22 protein-coding genes are annotated in these 18574 nt (G+C 62.4%); 8 read left to right on the forward strand and 14 right to left on the reverse strand.

Annotated features, from left to right (window positions below; translation table 11 throughout):
* Window positions 1–25 precede the first annotated feature (25 nt).
* Complete coding sequence (locus DL891_RS08305) at window positions 26–418, reverse strand: ACT domain-containing protein (RefSeq protein WP_111719963.1); 393 nt, start codon at window positions 416–418, stop codon at window positions 26–28.
* 120 nt (window positions 419–538) lie between these two features.
* Between DL891_RS08305 and DL891_RS08310 the strand changes: the two genes are divergently transcribed.
* Window positions 539–1081, forward strand: a complete 543-nt coding sequence (locus DL891_RS08310; RefSeq protein ID WP_111719964.1) for a DUF1697 domain-containing protein — start codon at window positions 539–541, stop codon at window positions 1079–1081.
* Window positions 1082–1246: 165 nt separating this feature from the next.
* Here the strand turns inward: DL891_RS08310 and DL891_RS08315 are convergent, their stop codons facing one another.
* The gene (locus DL891_RS08315) at window positions 1247–1654 is read right to left on the reverse strand and encodes a DUF6157 family protein (protein WP_255563086.1); all 408 of its coding nucleotides are present in this window, start codon (window positions 1652–1654) and stop codon (window positions 1247–1249) included.
* A 24-nt stretch (window positions 1655–1678) separates the two neighbouring features.
* Between DL891_RS08315 and DL891_RS08320 the strand changes: the two genes are divergently transcribed.
* Window positions 1679–2614, forward strand: coding sequence for a DNA-3-methyladenine glycosylase (locus DL891_RS08320; protein ID WP_198668826.1), 936 nt, complete (start codon window positions 1679–1681; stop codon window positions 2612–2614).
* Window positions 2615–2721: 107 nt separating this feature from the next.
* On the opposite strand, the gene DL891_RS08325 is transcribed toward DL891_RS08320, so the two are convergent.
* Together DL891_RS08325 and DL891_RS08330 are read right to left on the reverse strand one after the other, a co-directional pair.
* Complete coding sequence (locus tag DL891_RS08325; protein WP_111719966.1) at window positions 2722–3201, reverse strand: SRPBCC domain-containing protein; 480 nt, start codon at window positions 3199–3201, stop codon at window positions 2722–2724.
* Window positions 3202–3278: 77 nt separating this feature from the next.
* The gene (locus DL891_RS08330) at window positions 3279–3485 is read right to left on the reverse strand and encodes a hypothetical protein (protein ID WP_157962449.1); all 207 of its coding nucleotides are present in this window, start codon (window positions 3483–3485) and stop codon (window positions 3279–3281) included.
* Between the two features lie 198 nt (window positions 3486–3683).
* Between DL891_RS08330 and DL891_RS08335 the strand changes: the two genes are divergently transcribed.
* Both DL891_RS08335 and DL891_RS08340 read left to right on the forward strand, forming a co-directional pair.
* Window positions 3684–4046, forward strand: a complete 363-nt coding sequence (locus DL891_RS08335; RefSeq protein ID WP_111719968.1) for a hypothetical protein — start codon at window positions 3684–3686, stop codon at window positions 4044–4046.
* Window positions 4047–4229: 183 nt separating this feature from the next.
* Window positions 4230–4700, forward strand: a complete 471-nt coding sequence (locus DL891_RS08340) for an SRPBCC domain-containing protein (RefSeq protein WP_111719969.1) — start codon at window positions 4230–4232, stop codon at window positions 4698–4700.
* A gap of 18 nt (window positions 4701–4718) precedes the next feature.
* Here the strand turns inward: DL891_RS08340 and DL891_RS08345 are convergent, their stop codons facing one another.
* Both DL891_RS08345 and glgA read right to left on the reverse strand, forming a co-directional pair.
* Window positions 4719–5501, reverse strand: coding sequence for an ABC transporter ATP-binding protein (locus DL891_RS08345; protein WP_111719970.1), 783 nt, complete (start codon window positions 5499–5501; stop codon window positions 4719–4721).
* 21 nt (window positions 5502–5522) lie between these two features.
* Entirely contained in the window at window positions 5523–6707 is a 1185-nt protein-coding gene (gene glgA / locus DL891_RS08350) for a glycogen synthase (RefSeq protein WP_111719971.1), read from the reverse strand.
* Between the two features lie 46 nt (window positions 6708–6753).
* Between glgA and DL891_RS08355 the strand changes: the two genes are divergently transcribed.
* Window positions 6754–7995 (forward strand): glucose-1-phosphate adenylyltransferase, encoded by a 1242-nt coding sequence (locus DL891_RS08355; RefSeq protein ID WP_111719972.1) that lies wholly within the window; start codon window positions 6754–6756, stop codon window positions 7993–7995.
* An 87-nt stretch (window positions 7996–8082) separates the two neighbouring features.
* On the opposite strand, the gene DL891_RS08360 is transcribed toward DL891_RS08355, so the two are convergent.
* Both DL891_RS08360 and fabG read right to left on the reverse strand, forming a co-directional pair.
* Entirely contained in the window at window positions 8083–9603 is a 1521-nt protein-coding gene (locus tag DL891_RS08360; RefSeq protein WP_111719973.1) for an HNH endonuclease signature motif containing protein, read from the reverse strand.
* 487 nt (window positions 9604–10090) lie between these two features.
* Entirely contained in the window at window positions 10091–10798 is a 708-nt protein-coding gene (fabG, locus tag DL891_RS08365) for a 3-oxoacyl-ACP reductase FabG (RefSeq protein ID WP_111719974.1), read from the reverse strand.
* Window positions 10799–11074: 276 nt separating this feature from the next.
* Here fabG and DL891_RS08370 point away from each other — a divergent pair, with 276 nt between their 5' ends.
* The 3 genes from DL891_RS08370 to DL891_RS08380 are packed head-to-tail and all read left to right on the forward strand — an operon-like array spanning window position 11075 to window position 12497.
* On the forward strand, window positions 11075–11428 hold the full coding sequence (locus DL891_RS08370; RefSeq protein WP_111719975.1) for a DUF3099 domain-containing protein: 354 nt from the start codon (window positions 11075–11077) through the stop codon (window positions 11426–11428).
* The gene (locus DL891_RS08375; RefSeq protein WP_111719976.1) at window positions 11428–11658 is read left to right on the forward strand and encodes a hypothetical protein; all 231 of its coding nucleotides are present in this window, start codon (window positions 11428–11430) and stop codon (window positions 11656–11658) included. Before DL891_RS08370 ends, DL891_RS08375 begins: the two co-directional genes overlap by 1 nt.
* Complete coding sequence (locus DL891_RS08380; protein WP_111719977.1) at window positions 11655–12497, forward strand: SURF1 family protein; 843 nt, start codon at window positions 11655–11657, stop codon at window positions 12495–12497. Before DL891_RS08375 ends, DL891_RS08380 begins: the two co-directional genes overlap by 4 nt.
* A 169-nt stretch (window positions 12498–12666) precedes the next feature.
* On the opposite strand, the gene DL891_RS08385 is transcribed toward DL891_RS08380, so the two are convergent.
* The 6 genes from DL891_RS08385 to sufB all read right to left on the reverse strand — a co-directional run bounded on the left by DL891_RS08385 (window position 12667) and on the right by sufB (window position 18455).
* Entirely contained in the window at window positions 12667–14265 is a 1599-nt protein-coding gene (locus tag DL891_RS08385; protein ID WP_111719978.1) for an ABC-F family ATP-binding cassette domain-containing protein, read from the reverse strand.
* An 86-nt stretch (window positions 14266–14351) separates the two neighbouring features.
* Window positions 14352–14681 carry a metal-sulfur cluster assembly factor gene (locus tag DL891_RS08390; protein WP_111719979.1) on the reverse strand — a complete coding sequence of 110 codons (330 nt, stop codon included), beginning with the start codon at window positions 14679–14681 and terminating at the stop codon, window positions 14352–14354.
* Window positions 14682–14685: 4 nt separating this feature from the next.
* Window positions 14686–15450 carry a Fe-S cluster assembly ATPase SufC gene (gene sufC / locus DL891_RS08395; RefSeq protein ID WP_111719980.1) on the reverse strand — a complete coding sequence of 255 codons (765 nt, stop codon included), beginning with the start codon at window positions 15448–15450 and terminating at the stop codon, window positions 14686–14688.
* A gap of 96 nt (window positions 15451–15546) precedes the next feature.
* Window positions 15547–15873, reverse strand: a complete 327-nt coding sequence (locus tag DL891_RS08400; RefSeq protein WP_111719981.1) for a non-heme iron oxygenase ferredoxin subunit — start codon at window positions 15871–15873, stop codon at window positions 15547–15549.
* Window positions 15873–17036 carry a Fe-S cluster assembly protein SufD gene (gene sufD / locus DL891_RS08405; protein ID WP_111719982.1) on the reverse strand — a complete coding sequence of 388 codons (1164 nt, stop codon included), beginning with the start codon at window positions 17034–17036 and terminating at the stop codon, window positions 15873–15875. Before sufD ends, DL891_RS08400 begins: the two co-directional genes overlap by 1 nt.
* On the reverse strand, window positions 17037–18455 hold the full coding sequence (gene sufB, locus DL891_RS08410) for a Fe-S cluster assembly protein SufB (protein WP_111719983.1): 1419 nt from the start codon (window positions 18453–18455) through the stop codon (window positions 17037–17039).
* Between the last annotated feature and the right edge of the window lie 119 nt (window positions 18456–18574).

Here is an 18574-nt window from a genome sequence, read left to right on the forward strand (position 1 = left end):
AGATTGGCTGGGCGAAGAATTTTCCTTACGCCGAGGTCAGCGTGAGTAGGGCTCGCATCGCATCACCGGCACGCTCATAGGGCACGAACACGTGGTCGTGGGTGTACCCGGCGACAACGTTGGCGCTGATGTTCTCGGCCGTGAGTACGCGACTGATCGCGGCAGTCAGCCCCACTGCATCCAGTGACGAGTGAACCTCGAGGGTGATCCAGGCAGCGACGTAGTTGTAAGCGAGCCCCAGCTCGTCTGCCTGTTCCTTTGCGATGACCAGGGTCAGGCCTTCCTGCTCTCGTACCGTGACGATTGGGACGATGCCCGCGGGAACATCCGCTTTGACCCTCGCGTAGACAAATCGGCCATCGTTCAACCGGGGCGACATTGTGCGCAACAACGTATCCAGATTCGTCTCTCCGGTCACTGTGCCTCCCCTTGCTCTGGACTCATCCTAGGCGTCGCTCGCATTGGAGCCGGGTCAACGGGGAGGAACCTCGGCGGGGCCGGGCTGAACCCGACTCGGGCGGTGGCTAGCATTATTGACATGTCCTCACCGGTTCTGATGGTCGCGCTTTTTCGCAACCTCAACCTCGGCCACATCGGCAGCCCGACGAAAGAACAACTCGTCGGGGCTTTTGGCGGGAATGGCGTTGCGCGTAGCTTCCAGACCAACGGCACCATTCTCTTCGCCTCGGAGAAGCCCCGAGCCGCTGTGCGCCAAGCACTCCTTTCTCTGCGTGAGAGCGGCTATACGCATATCGCCGTCGTTCGCCCCCTCGCCGAGATTGAGTGGGTGGTGCAGGTAACGCCCTTGCCGGATCCGGGCGAGGACGTGTATCGAAGTATGATCTCCTTCTTTGACCTCAAGTCTCTGCCAACGATCGAGCTTCCGTTGCGAAGCCGTGATCAGCTGGTCGAGCTGCGCAGCCTCGACGAACGCAGCGCAGCAAGCGTGTGCTGGAAACCGAGAAACACTGCCGGAGATGTCACTGGTCTTCTCGAAACACTCCTGCAGGTGCCGGTTACAACGCGCTCCCTCGGCACCCTGCAACGGCTGGTCGCCGCCGCACACAGGTTCGGTTTCTAGAGTCGCCCCGCCGCACCCGAACCTCACCGAATGCACCCGTGGGTGCGGAAGGGCGAACACACAGGCTTGGGAGGTGCCCCAAGCGTTCGGGTCTTACCACGCGGGATTACCTCCCACTTCTCCGACCACTGTAGGTGCCAGATGCCCGCGCAGCCTCTCGGAAGTTCAGCGTCGGCTCGACCTCATGGCCTTCACCACGGTGACGACACACTCCTCCTGCGCATCCGCGGTGTTCCCAATACATTCGCCATCAGCAAGCGTTGCGTAGTGCGGGGAATCCACGGCGTACAGGGCGATGCTCCCCTCATCGTCGGAATGAATACCCCAGCCGTACTTCTTGCCGAGATCGGATGCCCTCAGGCACGGCCTGCCAACGCTGAAGTATTCGACCCTGGCGGCCGGTCGACCGAATTCGGTTATGCCAGCTCGATCGGCGTAGACGGTGAAAATCACGTCGTCTGACGTGTAACGGTAGGGGTTCTCAGCGATCCGTCGGCGAGCGTGCGGAACGCCGAGGCGCTGTGCAGTGGTAGAGAGTCTAGCCGACCGGTGGGGACGGCCAGTAGTCTCCACACTCCTGTGCGATCGTCACCGGAGGTGACAGACTGGCGCCATGACGTCGAGATGGTGATCGGAGCAATTGAAATGACCTTCCGAAGCCATACGAGTACCGTCGATGTGCTGGGTCCGTGGTCGCTCGTGACAAGCAAGATGTTCTGGGAAGGCTTCGCACCCGGTGCGTTGCAATCAAATGATCGCCCGGAGATCCGCACGGTCTTCTTCACCGAGGCTGATTGGCGCCGCGTCGAGACCCAGGTCTCGCAGTCAGGTGCGGCCGCCCAGATCATGGTGACCGGAGACGGTCACCTCGACGCGGCGGTGGCGCAGGTGATGCGCTTCCTCTCGCTGGACATCGATGCACGCCAGTGGCCACAAGTGGGCGAACGCGACCCGGTCATCGCCGATGCCCAGGCACGGCTACCCGGACTTCGCCCATGTGGCTTTCACTCTCCCTACGAGGCAGCGGCCTGGGCGGTGCTCTCTGGGCGCATCCGTATCGTGCAGGCGGCACGGCTGCGCCAAGACATCATCGAGCGCCACGGTGACCACGGCGCCTTTCCGGCTCCTTCGGTCTTGCGCGACCTGGATCTCGACCTTCCTGGGCGCAAGACGGAGTATTTGCACTCAGTCGCCGAGGCGGCGCTGGAGGGCCGTCTCGACGCGGAGGCATTGCGGTCGGCCGATTCAGATGACGCCCTCGCAACGATTCAGGAGGTGAAGGGACTCGGACCGTTCGGGGCAGAACTCGTTCTCATCCGAGGCGCAAACGCCGCCGACGTGCTCCCCCACAACGAACACCGCCTCGCAGCTGAAATCGTCGAGCTCTGCGGCGCGGGTCGCGACCTGGATGACCTTTCTGACGTGTGGAAACCGTTCCGGAGTTGGGCGGCGGTGCACCTGCGAGCCCTGCGCGAGCAGCGCACTCACGAGATCAGTGGATCTCGGGGAACGCGAGAACCGCGAGCCCTCTAACTGCAGGATCGGTCCGGTTGGTCAGGAGAACGGTGATGATCCTGCGCCCAGGGCATTGAGCCGTCAGTTCGCATCCGCTTTTCACGCAGTGGCCGATTCAAGATCAATCATTCACGTGGGTCGGCAACCAAGCCTGCCCCGGTCTCCAGAACGGTCTTCAACCCGCTGAGCACCATCATCCAACCTGTGCCCGCGACGTTCGCAGCCGTTCCGGGAGAGTTTTCGAGTTGGTCATGAATGACTGTCAGTAGGCAGAATCCGCCTTCGTGCGGCTCGATCTCCCAACTCACCCTGCTCGACGGTTCGTCGACAAGCTGTGGGTCATACAGTGAGCGCCAGCCGACGACGAGCCGCCGTGGCCGGTCGGACGCAATCACGAGCTCATCGCCCCACAGCGATAAACCATCCGGGGCGTGGTAGCGAAAAGGGGTGCCCAACTCACCAGTGGTGTCGACTCGGGAACCATAGAAGTAGCGAGCGGAGAACTCGGGTTTGATGATCGCATCCCAGATCTCGCTGGGCGACGCCTTGATGAATATCTGATAGACCTGTGCGGCCGTTTGTCCAGTTGGCTCAAGCCGATTCATGGGATTCCTCCAGTTGTGATTTCACCTGGGTGAGGGCGACGACACGGGATTCGGTGTACTTGTCGATCCCCCGGACGTCACCGGACCACAACATCCGTTCCGGCCTCGGTCTCGGCATACGTTGCGATCGCTGTGGCGAGACTGGCCCGTGCCGTGGTGAGAATTGCCGCGACCTGATCAAACATGGGGCCGATCCTCTGGCCCATCTCAGCGGGATCCATCGTGTCGGTCACTGCGGCCAGCCGTACCGCGGGTATCGGCTTCACCACATAATCTGCAGACATTTCGTTCTCCTTCTCGATCATCCTCAGGCGGGACTCCACAGCTGCCAGCCGAATGCTGGAAACACGCAATTCCTTCAAACTGTGTGAGAGTCAAGCTGTGTGAGGGTGAAGCGGATGCAGTCGGAACTTTACTTTAAAACACATGGCCCAGTAGCTTGATCTTCACGCCTTTGGCGTAACGAACATCTTAGGAGCACGATGGTGGCGTCTTCAGACAAGTCAGACAAGAACGTCGAACTGCTCCACGAGATCGCCGAGCGACTCGGCGCGAATGGGCAGATCGAGATCGGAACCATGTTTCGAAGCCCCGGATTGCGCACAGGGACCAAGATCTTCGCGTTTCTGGGGCGTGAGGATCGGCTGATCGTCAAGCTCCCCCGTGAACGCGTCATCGCAATGGTTGAGAGTGGTGGTGCCGAGCCGGTCACCATGGGCACCCGTACGATGCGTGAGTGGGTCGCAATTGATCCCGATGCTGACCCCCAGTCGACGCTCGAAACCTGGACCGCGATGGCGCGAGAAGCGCTTCTCTTTGTTCGCGAAAGCGACGAGAATCACTGACGAGTTGGGTCAGAATGCTCTTTCTGAGCATCAGAGAGCATACTCGCGGGCCACGTCAAGGAGCCGGGCTCGGCTGGTCCGTGACAGTCCGCTTCGAACCGCGATTACACCCCGGTGGTCAACCGTCGCGTCGACCTCGTCGATCTCGTCGACCGGTAGAAACCGCAACACTACGATAGGGAAATGCCGATCTTGTCAGAATCCAGGAATGACGAGCGTGTGGAGCTTCGATGGTCGTTCGCTCGAAGCATCGACGAGATCTGGACTGGCCTGACGGATCCACGGTTCCTCCCGCTGTGGATCGGCCAGCCGGTCGAAACCGACCTGACGGCAGGTGGCCGATTCGTCATCGACCACGGTGACGGAGCCCTGTCGCGCAACCAACTCCTCGAGGTGCAGCGCCCACACCTTCTGGTCATGACGTGGGAGTTTCCTGACGAACCGGTTTCACACATCCGGATTGATCTGACGGCACAAGACGACGTGACCACCACCGCACAACTGGTGCACTCTGGCCTCGGCGAGCTCACGGCGAACTACAGGATCGGCTGGGTGACCCATTTCACGTATCTTGAAGCGGCGGTAGACGGTTCCCCACTTCCGGGAGAACAGTTCTGGAACCTCTACGCCACGCTGACCGCTCTCGGGCAGTGAGTGTTCAGCTGAGAAGCGTCAAATGGCGCGCGCCGCGTAGCGGCCGTCGGTCTCCGTCAACTTGATGTCGATCCCGAAAGCGTTGGTGAGGGTTTCCGAGTTCATCACGTCGGAGATCGGGCCGGCCGAGACGAAGGAACCGTTCGCAATGATCAAAGCGTGCGTGAACCCCTTGGGGATCTCCTCGACGTGGTGCGTCACCATAACGATTGCGGGAGAGCCGGGTGCACTCGCGTAACCGCCCAGCAGCTGCAGTAGTTCTTCACGAGCCCCGAGATCCAGACTTGCGGCGGGCTCATCGAGGAGCAGGATCTCCGGATCGGTCATCACCGCGCGCGCGATCTGCACTCGCTTCTGCTCCCCATCGCTCAGGGTGCCGAACTTTCGCTCCGCCAGATGATCAAGATTCCACTCGGCCAATACGCGCCTGGAGCGGCGTTCGTCGATCTCCTCGTACTCCTCCAACCAGCGGCCGGTCACGGAATACGCGGCGGTCATCACGACGTCGAGCACGGTCTCGTTCGCCGGCAGTCGTTTGGCCATGGCGCTCGAGGCGAATCCGATCCGTGGACGCAGTTCGAACACGTCGATGTGACCCAACCGCTCCCCCAGCACGACAGCCTCGCCACTGGATGGGTGCATCATTGCGGCAGCCAATTGCAACAACGTGGTCTTGCCTGCACCGTTGGGCCCCAGGATCGCCCAACGTTCGTCATCGTTCACCGACCAGTTGATCGAATCGAGGATCGCTTTTGAGTCGCGCACCACAGAAACATCGGTCAGGGAGAGAACATGAGACATGACGCCCAGCCTACTTGAGCATCAGCTGAGGACACGGTCATAGACCGTGCGTGTGGCGCGGGCAATCGTGTCCCAATCGAAGTGTGATTGTGCTCTCTGCCGGCCCGCCTCGCCCATAGCTCTAGCGCGCTGAGGATCGCTGATGACCTCGATCAGTGCCGCTGCCAGGTCTCGCACGAATTTCTCCGGGTCGATGGGGGTTCCTGTTCCGTCGGTGACCTGCTCGATGGGTACCAGAATCCCGGTGACCCCGTCGTCGACCACCTCGGGAATACCACCGGTGGCGCTACCCACCACGGGGAGCCCGCAGGCCATCGCCTCCAGGTTCACGATGCCGAGTGGCTCATAGACCGACGGGCAAACGAACACGGTCGCTGCGGTGAGCACCGCTGAGAGCTCCCGGTGCGCCAGCAGGGTATCGATCCAGACCACCCCGGTGCGCTGCTCCTGCAGCTGGCGCACACCGGCGGTCACCTCCGCCATCAACTCCTCGGTATCGGGGGCACCGGCGCAGAGAACCAATTGCACGTCTGCAGGCAACAGCTCTGCCGCCCGTAAGAGGTAGGGCAAGCCCTTTTGGCGCGTAATCCTGCCCACGAAGACGACGGTCGGCCGTGTGGGGTCGATCCCCATGCGAGCGACTACTTCTGGGTCGTGCACCGGCTGCCACCGGTTCAGGTCGATCCCGTTGTGGATCACGTGCACATCGTCTGGGTCGAGCGACGGGTAGGAGCGCAGGATGTCGTGGCGCATCCCACCAGACACCGCGATCACGGCATCGGCCGCCTCGAACGCTGTCTTCTCTATCCAGCTCGAGACCGCATATCCTCCGCCCAGTTGCTCGGCCTTCCACGGCCGCAGCGGCTCCAGACTGTGAGCGGTCACCACGTGAGGGATGGAATGCAAAAGCTTCGCAAGGTGCCCGGCCCCGTTGGCGTACCAGGTGTGCGAATGCACGAGGTCAGCATGCCGGGCGTCTTCGGCCATTTGCAGATCGACCCCGAGCGTCACCAGGCTCGGATTCGCGTTGTTGAGCTCGTCGGGCGGGCGGTACGCGAACACGTCGGGCTCGTCGCGGTCTCGACCGAAGCAGCGCACGGTCACGTCGATATCGGCACGCAATGAGCGCACCAACTCGGCAACGTGTACCCCGGCGCCGCCATAAATCTCAGGTGGATACTCTTTGGTGAAAAGGTTCACTCGCATCCTCTGAAGCTAGTACGTTTCGCCGGTGTGGCTCTACTGTTGAGACATGCTGACAAAGAAGATCTTCGGAATCGTTCTGGCTGGCGGCGAGGGCAAGAGGCTGATGCCGCTGACTGCCGACCGGGCAAAACCGGCCGTGCCATTCGCCGGCCAGTACCGACTGATCGACTTCGCGTTGTCCAATCTGCTCAACTCCGGTCTTCGGCAGATCGTCGTGCTCACGCAATACAAGTCGCACAGCCTTGACCGTCATATTTCCCAGACGTGGAGGCTTCCCGGGATGCTCGACTCGTACGTCGCCTCGGTTCCGGCGCAGCAACGACTGGGTAAACGCTGGTTCAGTGGGTCGGCCGATGCCATCCTGCAGAGTCTTAACCTGTTGCGAGACGAGAAGCCCGACATCGTGGTTGTGGTCGGCGCCGATCACGTGTATCGCATGGACTTCAGCCAGATGATTCAACATCACGTCGACTCGGGCGCGGGTGCCACGGTAGCCGCGATTCGGCAGCCGATCTCATTGGCCAATCAGTTCGGTGTGATCGAGGTCAAAAATGATAACCCGAATCGCATCAATGCGTTTCTGGAGAAGCCGAGCGACCCGGTCGGCCTCTCTGACTCTCCTGACGAAGTGCTCGCATCCATGGGCAACTACGTCTTCAACGCGGATGCCCTGATCGAGGCGGTCACACGTGACGGCGATCGCAGTGACTCCAGCCACGACATGGGTGGCGACATCGTCCCCGATTTCGTTGCACGCAATGATGCTGCCGTCTATGACTTGCAGGACAACATCGTGCCGGGCTCGACCGAGCGCGACCGTTACTACTGGCGCGATGTGGGAACGATCGATTCGTTCTTCGACGCACACCAGGATCTGATTTCGACGCTCCCTGTGTTCAACCTGTACAACCGTGAATGGCCGATCTTCAGCCAACAGTTGAACTCACCACCCGCGAAACTGGTCCGTGACGGCCGAGGCGACCTCGGCTCCATGATTGACTCCATCATCTCGCTCGGATCGGTGATCTCGGGGGCTCACATCGAACGCTGTGTGCTGGGGCCGTGGTCGGTTGTCGAGTCGGGTGCGAGGGTCTCGAACTCGGTACTCTTCGACCGCGTGAACATCCAAGCCGGTGCCGTTGTCACCCGGGCCATCCTCGACAAGGATGTTGTGGTGGAGGCCGGAGCCCAAGTGGGCGAATCCATCGAACGGGATCTGGCTCGTGGATTCACCGTGACCGACTCCGGCATCACGGTGGTTGGCAAGGGAGAAATAGTCCGACCGTAGAGGCCCCACCGCGGACATTGGTCAACTGCGGTGTGGATCAGCCTTCGGTGTGGATCAGCCTTCGGTATGGATCGGACGTGGTGTGGATCAATTTTCGGTGAAGGTGGGCCAGGTGTCTGGCTGGTCGGTGATGACCCGGCCGGTGGGGGTGGTCCATTCCAGTACTCCCGGGGAGATTTGTTTCACTTCCCACCCGCCGTGGTGTTTCAACGTGTGGTGGCCGCGGCAGAGGTGGGCGAGGTTGTCGGGCACGGTGGGGCCACCTACTTCGGCGGGGATGGTGTGGTCGATGTCGCACCGGCCGGCAGACCGGGTGCAGCCCGGCTGTCGGCACCGGCCATCTCGCAACCGAAGGAACCGGCGAAGTTTCGCCGACGGCCTATACGTGTCGGCGGTCAATGCCATCCCGGTGACCGGGTGGGTGAGCAGCCGGGTCAGCCTGGGTGCGTCGGCGGCCAACCGGCGGGCGGTGGCCGGGTCGATCGGACCCTTCCCCGCGAGCGTCGGTGGTTCCAGCCGAACTTTCCCGGGTTTCGTCCCCGTACCAGTGCCTGTATCGCGGGCAGTGTTCGTGCCTGTGCTGGTATCGGCGCCGGTGTGTGGATCTGTGGCGTCAGTGTCAGCGTTGTCTGTGTTGAGGAGGGTGAGTGCGGGGATCACGATGGCGATCTCGGCGCGGATGCCGATGCCGGCGTGGTGGGGGGCGTCTTCGCAGCCGGTGGGTTGCCCGGTCAGTAACAGCTCGCAGGCCAAGTCGGCGCGCAACTGGTCATAGCTGCGTGGCTCACCGGTGACCAGGTCACCGGTGACCAGGTCACCGGTGTCAGGGTCGAGGGTGCGGGCGCCGGCGGCGCCGGTGATGGCTTTGGCCTGCTGGGTGAGCCGGTCCAGGATGCCCTCCGCCAACACGGTCGGCACGGTCATACCCAGCTCGGACAGACCGTCACCGATGTCGTGCACCCACACCCGGCGTTGTTTGTACGCCTGGTCGTACCGTTGCTGAAAAGTGACCTCGCCGCACGTCGCGGCCGCCCGTTGCGCGTACCGGCCGAGCCTGCCCGGGGTGGTGTCGGCCGCTTTGTCCAACACCACCTGTTCGTAGACGGCGCGGGCGGTGTCGTCCTGGATGGGCAGGCCGTGGTCGGCGATCACCCGGATATGGGCGAGGTCGATGCGGCCGTCGTTGAGAGCGGCCACCGCGGCCGGGTAGTCGGTGACGAACCGTTCCGCGTCAGCGAGGCGGCGACCCATGGTGCGCTCAGAGACCCGGTGCGCCGCGGCGAGGTCGGCGACCAGGGACCGGTGCGCGATCGACGGGTCACAACCGTACAGTTCGGTGTTACCGGCCCGCACCCACACCGCCAGGGTCGCCAACTCGTGCAACTCCTGGGCCTGCAGGGCACCCATCTGCTGCCGGATCACCACCGTGCGGGCGATCGCAGCCGCCGCCATCTCGTCACCGGGACCAAACAGAACAGCGTTCCCACCGACCGTGGATTCGTCGACCCCCGGTGGGTGGTCAGGCATGGCGTTCGGCACAGAGTCAACGGTGGGGGGTTCGCCGGGGCAGAACCTGTCACCATCATCAGATTCGAACATATGTTCCATATACAGAGTCAACCATGACCCACCGACATTTCGACCGGCGAGTGACAGGCCTGTGGATAACTTTGCTCGACCCTGCCGGGACGGTGATCAACAGGGTCAATTCGGCACCGACCTGAGCACCGCTCTCTCCGAACAACCGCAAGTGAGTCTGCCGAACCGAGGTAGGTGCGACGGCCGAAGCGAGGTGGGTGCGACGGCCGTCATCATCTCCCCCGGGCTGAAGGACACGGGTCTTGTACTTCTACTTGTACTTGTACTTCGGCTCTCACGGTTGCCGATTTCGCCATTGGACTCGCCATCGGAGCCGCCACCCGGGAGGGGTGCACTGGAGCGAGCACCAACGGCTACGGCACCCTCGGTCACCCATGGACGCGTTCAGATCCGGCTATTCGCGAGAAATGGCGCCCCACTATTCCGCTCTGCCAGCACTATTCCGCTTTGCCCCACTACTCCGCTCTGCCACCATTAGGGAAAAGGCAGGACAGAATCAGTGGCCCATGCCAAGGCCGCCGTCGACCGGAATGACGGCACCGGAAATGTAGCCGGCATCATCTCCTGCCAACCAGACGGCCACCCTGGCCACTTCCTGGCTGGTGGCGAACCGACCCGCCGGGATGGCCTTTTTGTACGCAGCCTGCTGTTCGGCGGGCAATTCGGCGGTCATGTCTGTCTCGATGAAGCCTGGAGCGATCACATTCGCTGTTATCCCTCGCGCACCGAGTTCCCGGGTGATGGAACGCGCAAGTCCGACGAGCCCCGCTTTCGACGCCGCATAGTTCGCTTGGCCCGCCCCGCCGTACAGCCCAACGACGCTCGAAACCAGGATGATGCGCCCAAAACGCTGACGCAGGAAGCCCTTCGACGCGCGTTTCACTACCCGGAAGGCCCCGGTGAGGTTCGTGTCGACCACCTCGGTGAAATCATCATCCGACATGCGCATGAGCAGCGTATCGCGGGTGATCCCAGCATTCGCAACCACGACCTCGACCGGACCGAGCTTGTCTTCGACAACAGTGAACGCCTGATCGATCGTCGACGGGTCGGTCACGTCGGCGTGCACCGTGAGGGCTCCCTCAGGGCCGGAACCGCTGCGCGCCGTCACAGCCACACGATGCCCCGCGGCCAGAAACTCCTCGGCCATCGAATATCCGATACCTCGATTGCCGCCTGTGATCAGAACCGTTCTGGCCGTCATTTGTCTCTCCCTCAAAGTCGGTACACCACACTCGCTGCACCTGAGATCGGTGCGTCAAATGTCGTTGCGTTCAATTTCATTGCGTTCAAAGTCACTACGTTCAAAGTGCAAGCGTTCACAGTCAATGCGCTCACAGTCCCTGCACCCAAATTCGCCACCTGCGCATGCGCTCGCGCTGGTTCGCCGGATATGGGACCAGTCAGCTGCCAATCGGATTCAAGCTTAGGCTTAACCCAGACAAGCCGGCCTCCGGCTCGCGTAAACTGGTTGCGAGACATGAAACCCCAATCGATCACATCGTTGCCGCCCTCTCCGGAGGTGGACCGGCATTCCCGGATGGTGAAATATTCACTCGCAATGGGGATTCGCGTGCTCTGCATCGTGGCGGTCCTTTTTGTTCACGGCTGGTGGTTGCTGATCCCTGCACTGGGCGCCATATTCCTGCCCTACTTCGCGGTCGTGATCGCCAACAATTCCTGGTTCGCCGGCGGGGCAGACGTGGAGCAACCGGGCGGCATCGTGCTCCGCGATCCGGCACTTCCGGGAGCCGGCTCTGCACAGCCGCCACCCCCCAGCTCACACGGGTTCGCCTCCGAGAGTCGCGGCGACGAACCGAAAACCGAAGCGTGATGAGCTCAACAGATACTTCTCTGACGCCGGTCTGCTCTCGCGCGGGCTGCCGCGACGGTGCCCACTGGCGCGTCGAGTGGCGCAACCCGAAGATCCACAACGCAGATCGCGTCAAGGTCTGGCTGGCCTGCGATGAACACCGGGAGTTCTTACACGACTATCTGGCAACCAGGCAGTTCCCCGTGGCTGTTGTTCCGCTGGTGGCTGCCGACCAGGCGGAGGGCGGATGAACGCGCTGAAGTTCGGCTTCACTCGGCGCTGGGCCGGCTATATCGCTCTCGCGATCCTTTTTGCAGCGGCCTGCGCGGGGCTCGGCATGTGGCAGATGGCGCGACGGGCCGAGGCGGTCACCGAGATTGAACGCGTCGATGCGAACTTCGACAGCACGCCGATCGCCCTCGCTGATGCGCTGCCGAACTTACAAGCATTCGACCCGGCCCAGAAATGGCTTCCGGTGACGGTGACCGGACAGTATCTGGTGGATGAGGCGATGCTGGTGCGCAACCGGCCTCTTCAGGGACCGGGTTTTGAACAATTGGTTCCGCTGAAACTCGCGGACGGCACCGTGTTCATCGTCGACCGCGGCTGGTTGCCGACCGGAAACACGCAGGATCTGCCCGAGGTGATTCCGGCTCCCCCGTCGGGCACCGTCACCGTCGTTGCCCGGTTGAAAGCCGGAGAGCCCGCCATCGCCGGACGTGGTGATGTGCCCGGTCAGATCGCTACCATCGAACTCGCCAAGATCGAGGGCCTGCTGGGGCTGCCCACTTTCACGGGAGCCTATGGACTGATGGACTCCGAGACACCGCCGGCCACTCAAGAACGGCCAGTGGCGGTCACCAGGCCGGTCGCCGACGAGGGTCCGCACCTCAGCTATGCGTTTCAGTGGTTCACCTTCGGTGTTCTCGGGTTCATCGGTCTCGGCTATATCGTGCGCACCGAATATCGCCGGTTGAACGAAGACGACCCCGAGGAGCAGGAGAGGGAGGCGGCGCGCCAGTCCCGGCGGGACAGGCGCGGGCGCTCCGATGCCGACATCGAGGACGAGATCCTCGATTCCCACCAGTAACCGCCGTACCACTGGCGCTGGCGGCGGCGGCCGTTCGCACGCGTTGGCTCGACCACGTCGGCGCCGATCTGTTCTGCCAGCGATGTCGGCTCAGAAACGCCAGCTCAGAAACGCCCATTCAGAAACACCAGCCCAGCGAACACCGCTCCCGGCCGTCAGCCGATGCCCGTCAGCTCAGCGAAATAAGGTCGGCGTAGTCCTTGTTCCAGTGGTCTTCGGTGCCTTCGGGCATGATCAGCACGCGCTCGGGGTTCAGCGCCTGCACCGCGCCCTCATCGTGGCTGACCAGAACGACGGCTCCCGAGTAGTTCGCCAGTGCATCGAGGATCTCGGCGCGGCTGGCCGGGTCCAGGTTGTTCGTCGGTTCGTCCAGCAGCAGTACGTTCGCCGCCGAGACCACCAGCATCGCCAACGCGAGCCGGGTCTTCTCTCCGCCCGACAGCACCCCGGCAGGCTTGTGGCCGTCATCGCCGGTGAACAGGAACGAACCGAGCACCCGGCGAGCCTCGGTCTCGGTCAGCTGGGGTGAGACCGACACCATATTCTGCAAAACAGTGCGCTTCACGTCGATCGTTTCGTGTTCCTGGGCGTAGTAGCCGACCCGCAGACCGTGTCCCGGTTCGATCTGGCCGGTATCGGGTTCATCCACACCCGCGAGGATGCGCAGCAGCGTCGTCTTGCCGGCACCGTTCAAGCCGAGAATAACGACCTTGGATCCGCGGTCGATCGCGAGGTCCACCGCGGTGAAGATCTCCAGCGACCCATAACTCTTGCTCAGGTTGTTGGCCATGATCGGCGTGCGCCCGCACGGAGACGGCTCGGGGAAGCGCAACTTTGCCACGCGATCAGTGACACGCACCTCGTCGAGGCCGGCGAGCATCTTCTCGGCGCGCCGAACCATCTGGTGCGCGGCGGCGGCCTTCGAGGCCTTGGCGCCGAATCGGGCGGCCTGCAATTGCAGCACTCCCGCCTTCTTCTCGACGTTGACGCGTTCCTTCTTGCGCCGTTCCTCGTCGCTGGCACGCTGGCGCAGGTAGTGCTTCCAGCCCATGTTGTAGATGTCGATCGTGGTGCGGTTGGCGTCGAGGTAGAACACGCGGTTGACCGTGTCCTCAACAAGAATTTCATCGTGGCTGATCACCATCAGCCCACCCGGGAAACCCTTCAAGAACTCGCGCAACCACACGACGGAGTCGGCGTCCAAGTGGTTGGTCGGCTCGTCCAGAAGCATGGTCTCGGCGCCGGAGAACAGAATGCGGGCCAGTTCGATGCGTCGACGCTGACCGCCGGAGAGGGTTGAAAGCGGCTGGTCCAGGATGCGGTCGGGCAGGCTGAGGTTGCTGGCGATCGAGGCCGCCTCCGCCTCGGCGGTGTAGCCCCCGAGCGCGTGAAACTTGTCCTCCAGCGAGCCATAGCGCTTCATGGCGGCGGCACTGACCTTCAGGTCGCTGCTCGCCATCTCTTCTTGCGCCTTCTGCATTCCGAGCACAGTGTGGCCGAGACCCCGGGCATCGAGAATTCTGGTGCGTGCGAGGTCGCTCGGGTTGCCCGAGCGCGGATCCTGCGGGAGGTAACCGATCTCTCCGGAGCGCTCGATCGTGCCCGCGGTGGGCTGCAGTTCGCCGGCGAGAGTCTTCGTCAGGGTAGTCTTGCCCGCGCCGTTGCGACCGACCAGGCCGATCTTGTCGCCGGGAGAGACCCGAAAGGTGACGTCGTCCATGAGCACGCGGGCGCCCACTCTGAGCTCAAGGTCGCGCACATTGAGCACAGTGGAGTTCCAATTCGTTTTACGGCGCCCCAGAATCAGGCGTATGGGTGAGCAGGGTACAGACCGGCGGATGCCGACAGAACAGACTACATCGCGAAGCCGAGGGCGCGCATCATGTCGCGACCGTCGTCGGTGATCTTGTTCGGGCCCCACGGCGGCATCCAGACCCAATTGATGCGGAACTGGTCCACCACGTCGTAGAGAGACTCGGTGATCTGCTCCTCGATCACGTCGGTGAGCGGGCAGCCCGCGCTGGTCAGGGTCATGCTGACCACGAGGGCATCGTTCTCGTCGTCCCAGCCGAGGTCGTAGATCAGGCCGAGGTCGACGATGTTGATCCCGAGTTCGGGATCCATCACGTCTTTCAGGGCTTCTTCAACCTCGTCATACCGTGCAGGAGATAGCGCGACAACCATGCGACTAGCCTACGTTCGCAGGAGTCAGAAAGCGATCGTAGCCCTCGGCCTCGAGACGGTCGGCCAGTTCGGGCCCGCCCTGCTCGGCGATGCGCCCGGCAACGAACACGTGCACGAAGTCTGGCTTGATGTAGCGCAGGATCCGGGTGTAATGGGTGATCAGAACGATGCCGAGACCCGTGGTCTCTTTTGCCCGGTTCACACCGTCGGCAACGATCTTCAACGCGTCGACGTCGAGGCCGGAGTCGGTCTCGTCGAGTACCGCGAATGCGGGCTTCAAGAGCTCGAGCTGCAGAATCTCGTGGCGCTTCTTCTCGCCACCGGAGAACCCCTCGTTCACGTTGCGCTCGGCGAACACCTTGTCCATGCGCAGGTTGGCCATCGACGTGCGGATGTCCTTCAGCCAGGTGCGAATGGGGGGCGCCTCGCCATCGATGGCGGTCTTGGCGGTGCGCAGAAAGTTGGTAACCGTCACTCCGGGGATCTCCACCGGGTACTGCATGGCGAGGAACAGTCCGGCGCGGGCGCGCTCATCGACCGACATCTCCAAGACGTTCTCGCCGTCGAGGGTGATCGTTCCCGAGTCGACCTGGTACTTCGGGTGGCCGGCGATCGCATAGGCGAGCGTCGACTTGCCGGAGCCGTTCGGGCCCATGATGGCGTGGATCTCACCCTTCTTGATGGTGAGGTCGACACCGTTGAGAATCTGCACGGTGCCCTGGTCGGTCTGCACGCTGACGTGAAGATCCGTGATTGCAAGCGTTGACATAAATTCTTGTTCCTGTTCTGTCAGTCACCGGCCGGGGGCCGGAGTCCGCGCGCTGACGCCGCGGGAAGTTCATGTGGATAGTGGTCGAGAGTGGAATCAGTAGGGGATCACAACGCTGGGGTCGATGTACACGTCGCCATCGATCATCGTGACCTCGTACACGGGCACCGGTTCGAACGCCGGCAGCGTCAACGCCGCCCCGGTGACCAAGGAGAATTTCGAGCCGTGGGCCCAGCATTCCAGCGTTTCATCTTCGACGAAGCCTTCCGACAGGGAGACGTCACCGTGGGTGCAGGTGTCGCCGATGGCGTACACGGCATCGGCCGCGTCGCGAACCACTGCGATCGGAACCTCGTCGATGATCACTCGTACGGCCTCGTTCACCGGGAGATCATCGAGCGCACAGACCTTGACACTGGCCATCAGGCGCTGACCCCCTGATTCAATTCCTGCTCGATTGCGTCGTGGATGCGCTGCTCCAGTTCTGGGGAACCGATCTGCTGCACCACCTCGCCGAGAAACCCGCGCACGACGAGCCTTCTGGCCTCGTCGGGGTTGATTCCGCGAGACTGCAAATAGAACAGTTGCTCGTCATCGAAACGGCCGCTGGTTGACGCGTGGCCGGCCCCGGCGATGTCACCGGTCTCGATCTCCAGGTTGGGGATCGAGTCGGCTCGCGCACCGGGCGTGAGAATCAGGTTGCGGTTCTCTTCGTAGGTGTCTGTAGCGGTACCCGATTGACGGATCAGCACATCGCCGACCCAGACGGTGCGTGCCGCATCGCCTTGCAGCGCACCCTTGTAGGTCACCCGGCTACGGGTGTGTGCGGCGTCATGGTTCACGAAGACCCGCTGCTCCAGATGCTGGCCCTGGTCGGCGTAGTAGAGCCCGAAGAGCTCAGCGTCGCCGCCGTCGGTGTTCAGGTGAACCGACGGGTTCAACCGCACCAGGCTTCCGCCCAGCGAGACAACGACGTGTTTGAGCTTTGCGTCGCGTCCGACCGTGGCGAAGTGGCTGGCGAGATGCACCGCGTCGTCGTCCCATTGCTGGGTCGAGACGACCGTGAGGCTTGCGCCGTCACCGACGATGATCTCAACGTTCTCAGTGAGTTGTGCCTGCCCGAAGTTCTCCAGGATCACCACACCTCGACTGAACGGTGCCGCGCTGATCACGGTGTGGGCGCCGCGGGGAGAAGAACCGAAGCCTGCCCGGGACACGGTGGCCTGCTTGTCGTCCTCGCCGGTCACGTGTACGTGCAATGCGCCATCGGAGGCTCCCCAGGCATTCGCAGAGGCGCGTTCCTCGGGGGTTCCAGCGGTGCCGACCAGCTCGTGGTCGTTGGCGATCCAGCCGATCGAGATGCCGTCCACCGGGGTGCTGTCCACCTCGTAGCGGTCGCCGATGATCTCGCCATTGGCCAGGGCCTCGATGCGAGACAGCGGGGTGAGCCGCCACGGGTCCTCGCGTCCGGTTACGGGAGCGAAGTCCTCGACATTGACCGAGGCGAACCGTTCAGACCGGGTCTGAACGGGAATCACGGGTTCGTGAATTGTGGGCGTGGTTGTGGGTGTTGAAACGACGGTCATTTAGCCGACAGATCCTTCCATGCCCATTTCAATGAGCTTGTTCAATTCGAATGCGTATTCCATCGGCAGTTCCTTGGCGATCGGTTCGATGAAGCCGCGCACGATCATCGCCATGGCCTCGAACTCTTCCATTCCCCGACTCATCAAGTAGAAGACCTGCTCCTCGTTGACGCGGGAAACAGTGGCCTCATGGCCCATGGTCACGTCGTCTTCGCGCACGTCGACGGTTGGGTACGTATCGGAACGGGAGATGGTATCGACCAGCAACGCATCACAGTTCACTGTGTTCGCCGCTGGCTTTGCGCCCTCCGCTATGCGCACTTCACCGCGGTAACCTGTTCGGCCACCGCCCCGAGCGATCGATTTGGAAACGATGTTGGAGTGTGTGTTCGGCGCCATGTGGATCATCTTCGCGCCAGCGTCCTGGTGCTGTCCGGGACCGGCGAACGCCACCGACAGGGTCTCCCCCTTGGCGTGCTCCCCCATCAGGTAGATCGACGGATACTTCATCGTCACCTTGGAGCCGATGTTGCCGTCCACCCATTCCATGGTGGCGCCCTCCATCGCGATTGCCCGCTTGGTGACCAGGTTGTAGACGTTGTTCGACCAGTTCTGAATCGTTGTGTACCGCACCCGGGCATCCTTCTTCACGATGATCTCGACGACGGCCGAGTGCAGTGAATCAGACTTGTAGATCGGGGCGGTGCAGCCCTCGATGTAGTGAACGTAGCTGCCCTCGTCGGCGATGATCAGGGTGCGCTCGAACTGGCCCATGTTCTCGGTGTTGATGCGGAAGTAAGCCTGCAGCGGAATCTCCACGTGCACGCCGGGCGGCACGTAGACGAACGAACCGCCGCTCCAGACCGCGGTGTTCAGCGCCGCGAACTTGTTGTCGCCGGAGGGAATGACCGTGCCGAAGTACTCCTCGAAGAACTCGGGGTGCTCCTTCAGCGCGGTGTCGGTGTCCATGAAGATGACACCCTGCGCCTCGAGCTCCTCGTTGATCATGTGGTACACGACCTCGGACTCATACTGGGCGGCGACGCCGGCGACCAGGCGCTGCTTTTCAGCCTCCGGAATGCCGAGGCGGTCGTAGGTGTTCTTGATGTCGTCGGGCAGGTCTTCCCAGGTCTGGGCCTGCTTCTCGGTGGAACGCACGAAGTACTTGATGTTGTCGAAGTCGATACCGGAGAGATCAGCACCCCAGTTCGGCATCGGCTTGCGCTCGAAGAGTTTCAGACCCTTCAGCCGTTCCTTGAGCATCCACTCGGATTCGTTCTTGAGCTTGGAGATGTCTGTCACGACCTCGGTGGAGATCCCTCGCCGGGCCGATGCCCCAGCTGCGTCGGAGTCCGACCATCCGAATTCGTATGTGCCCAGGCTGTCAAGCTCCGGACGCTCGATCAGAACGTCTGCCATGGCTCCCTTTCGTCAGTGCCTTCTGTGAAGGCTGGTTGGATGAAATTTTCGGCACAGCACTAGTACCGCTGCACCCACCCCAGTCAACGCTAGGGTATCCCCCTGAGTTCTCGCACACA

This window comes from Homoserinimonas sp. OAct 916 (assembly GCF_003260275.1).
Taxonomy (GTDB): domain Bacteria; phylum Actinomycetota; class Actinomycetes; order Actinomycetales; family Microbacteriaceae; genus OACT-916.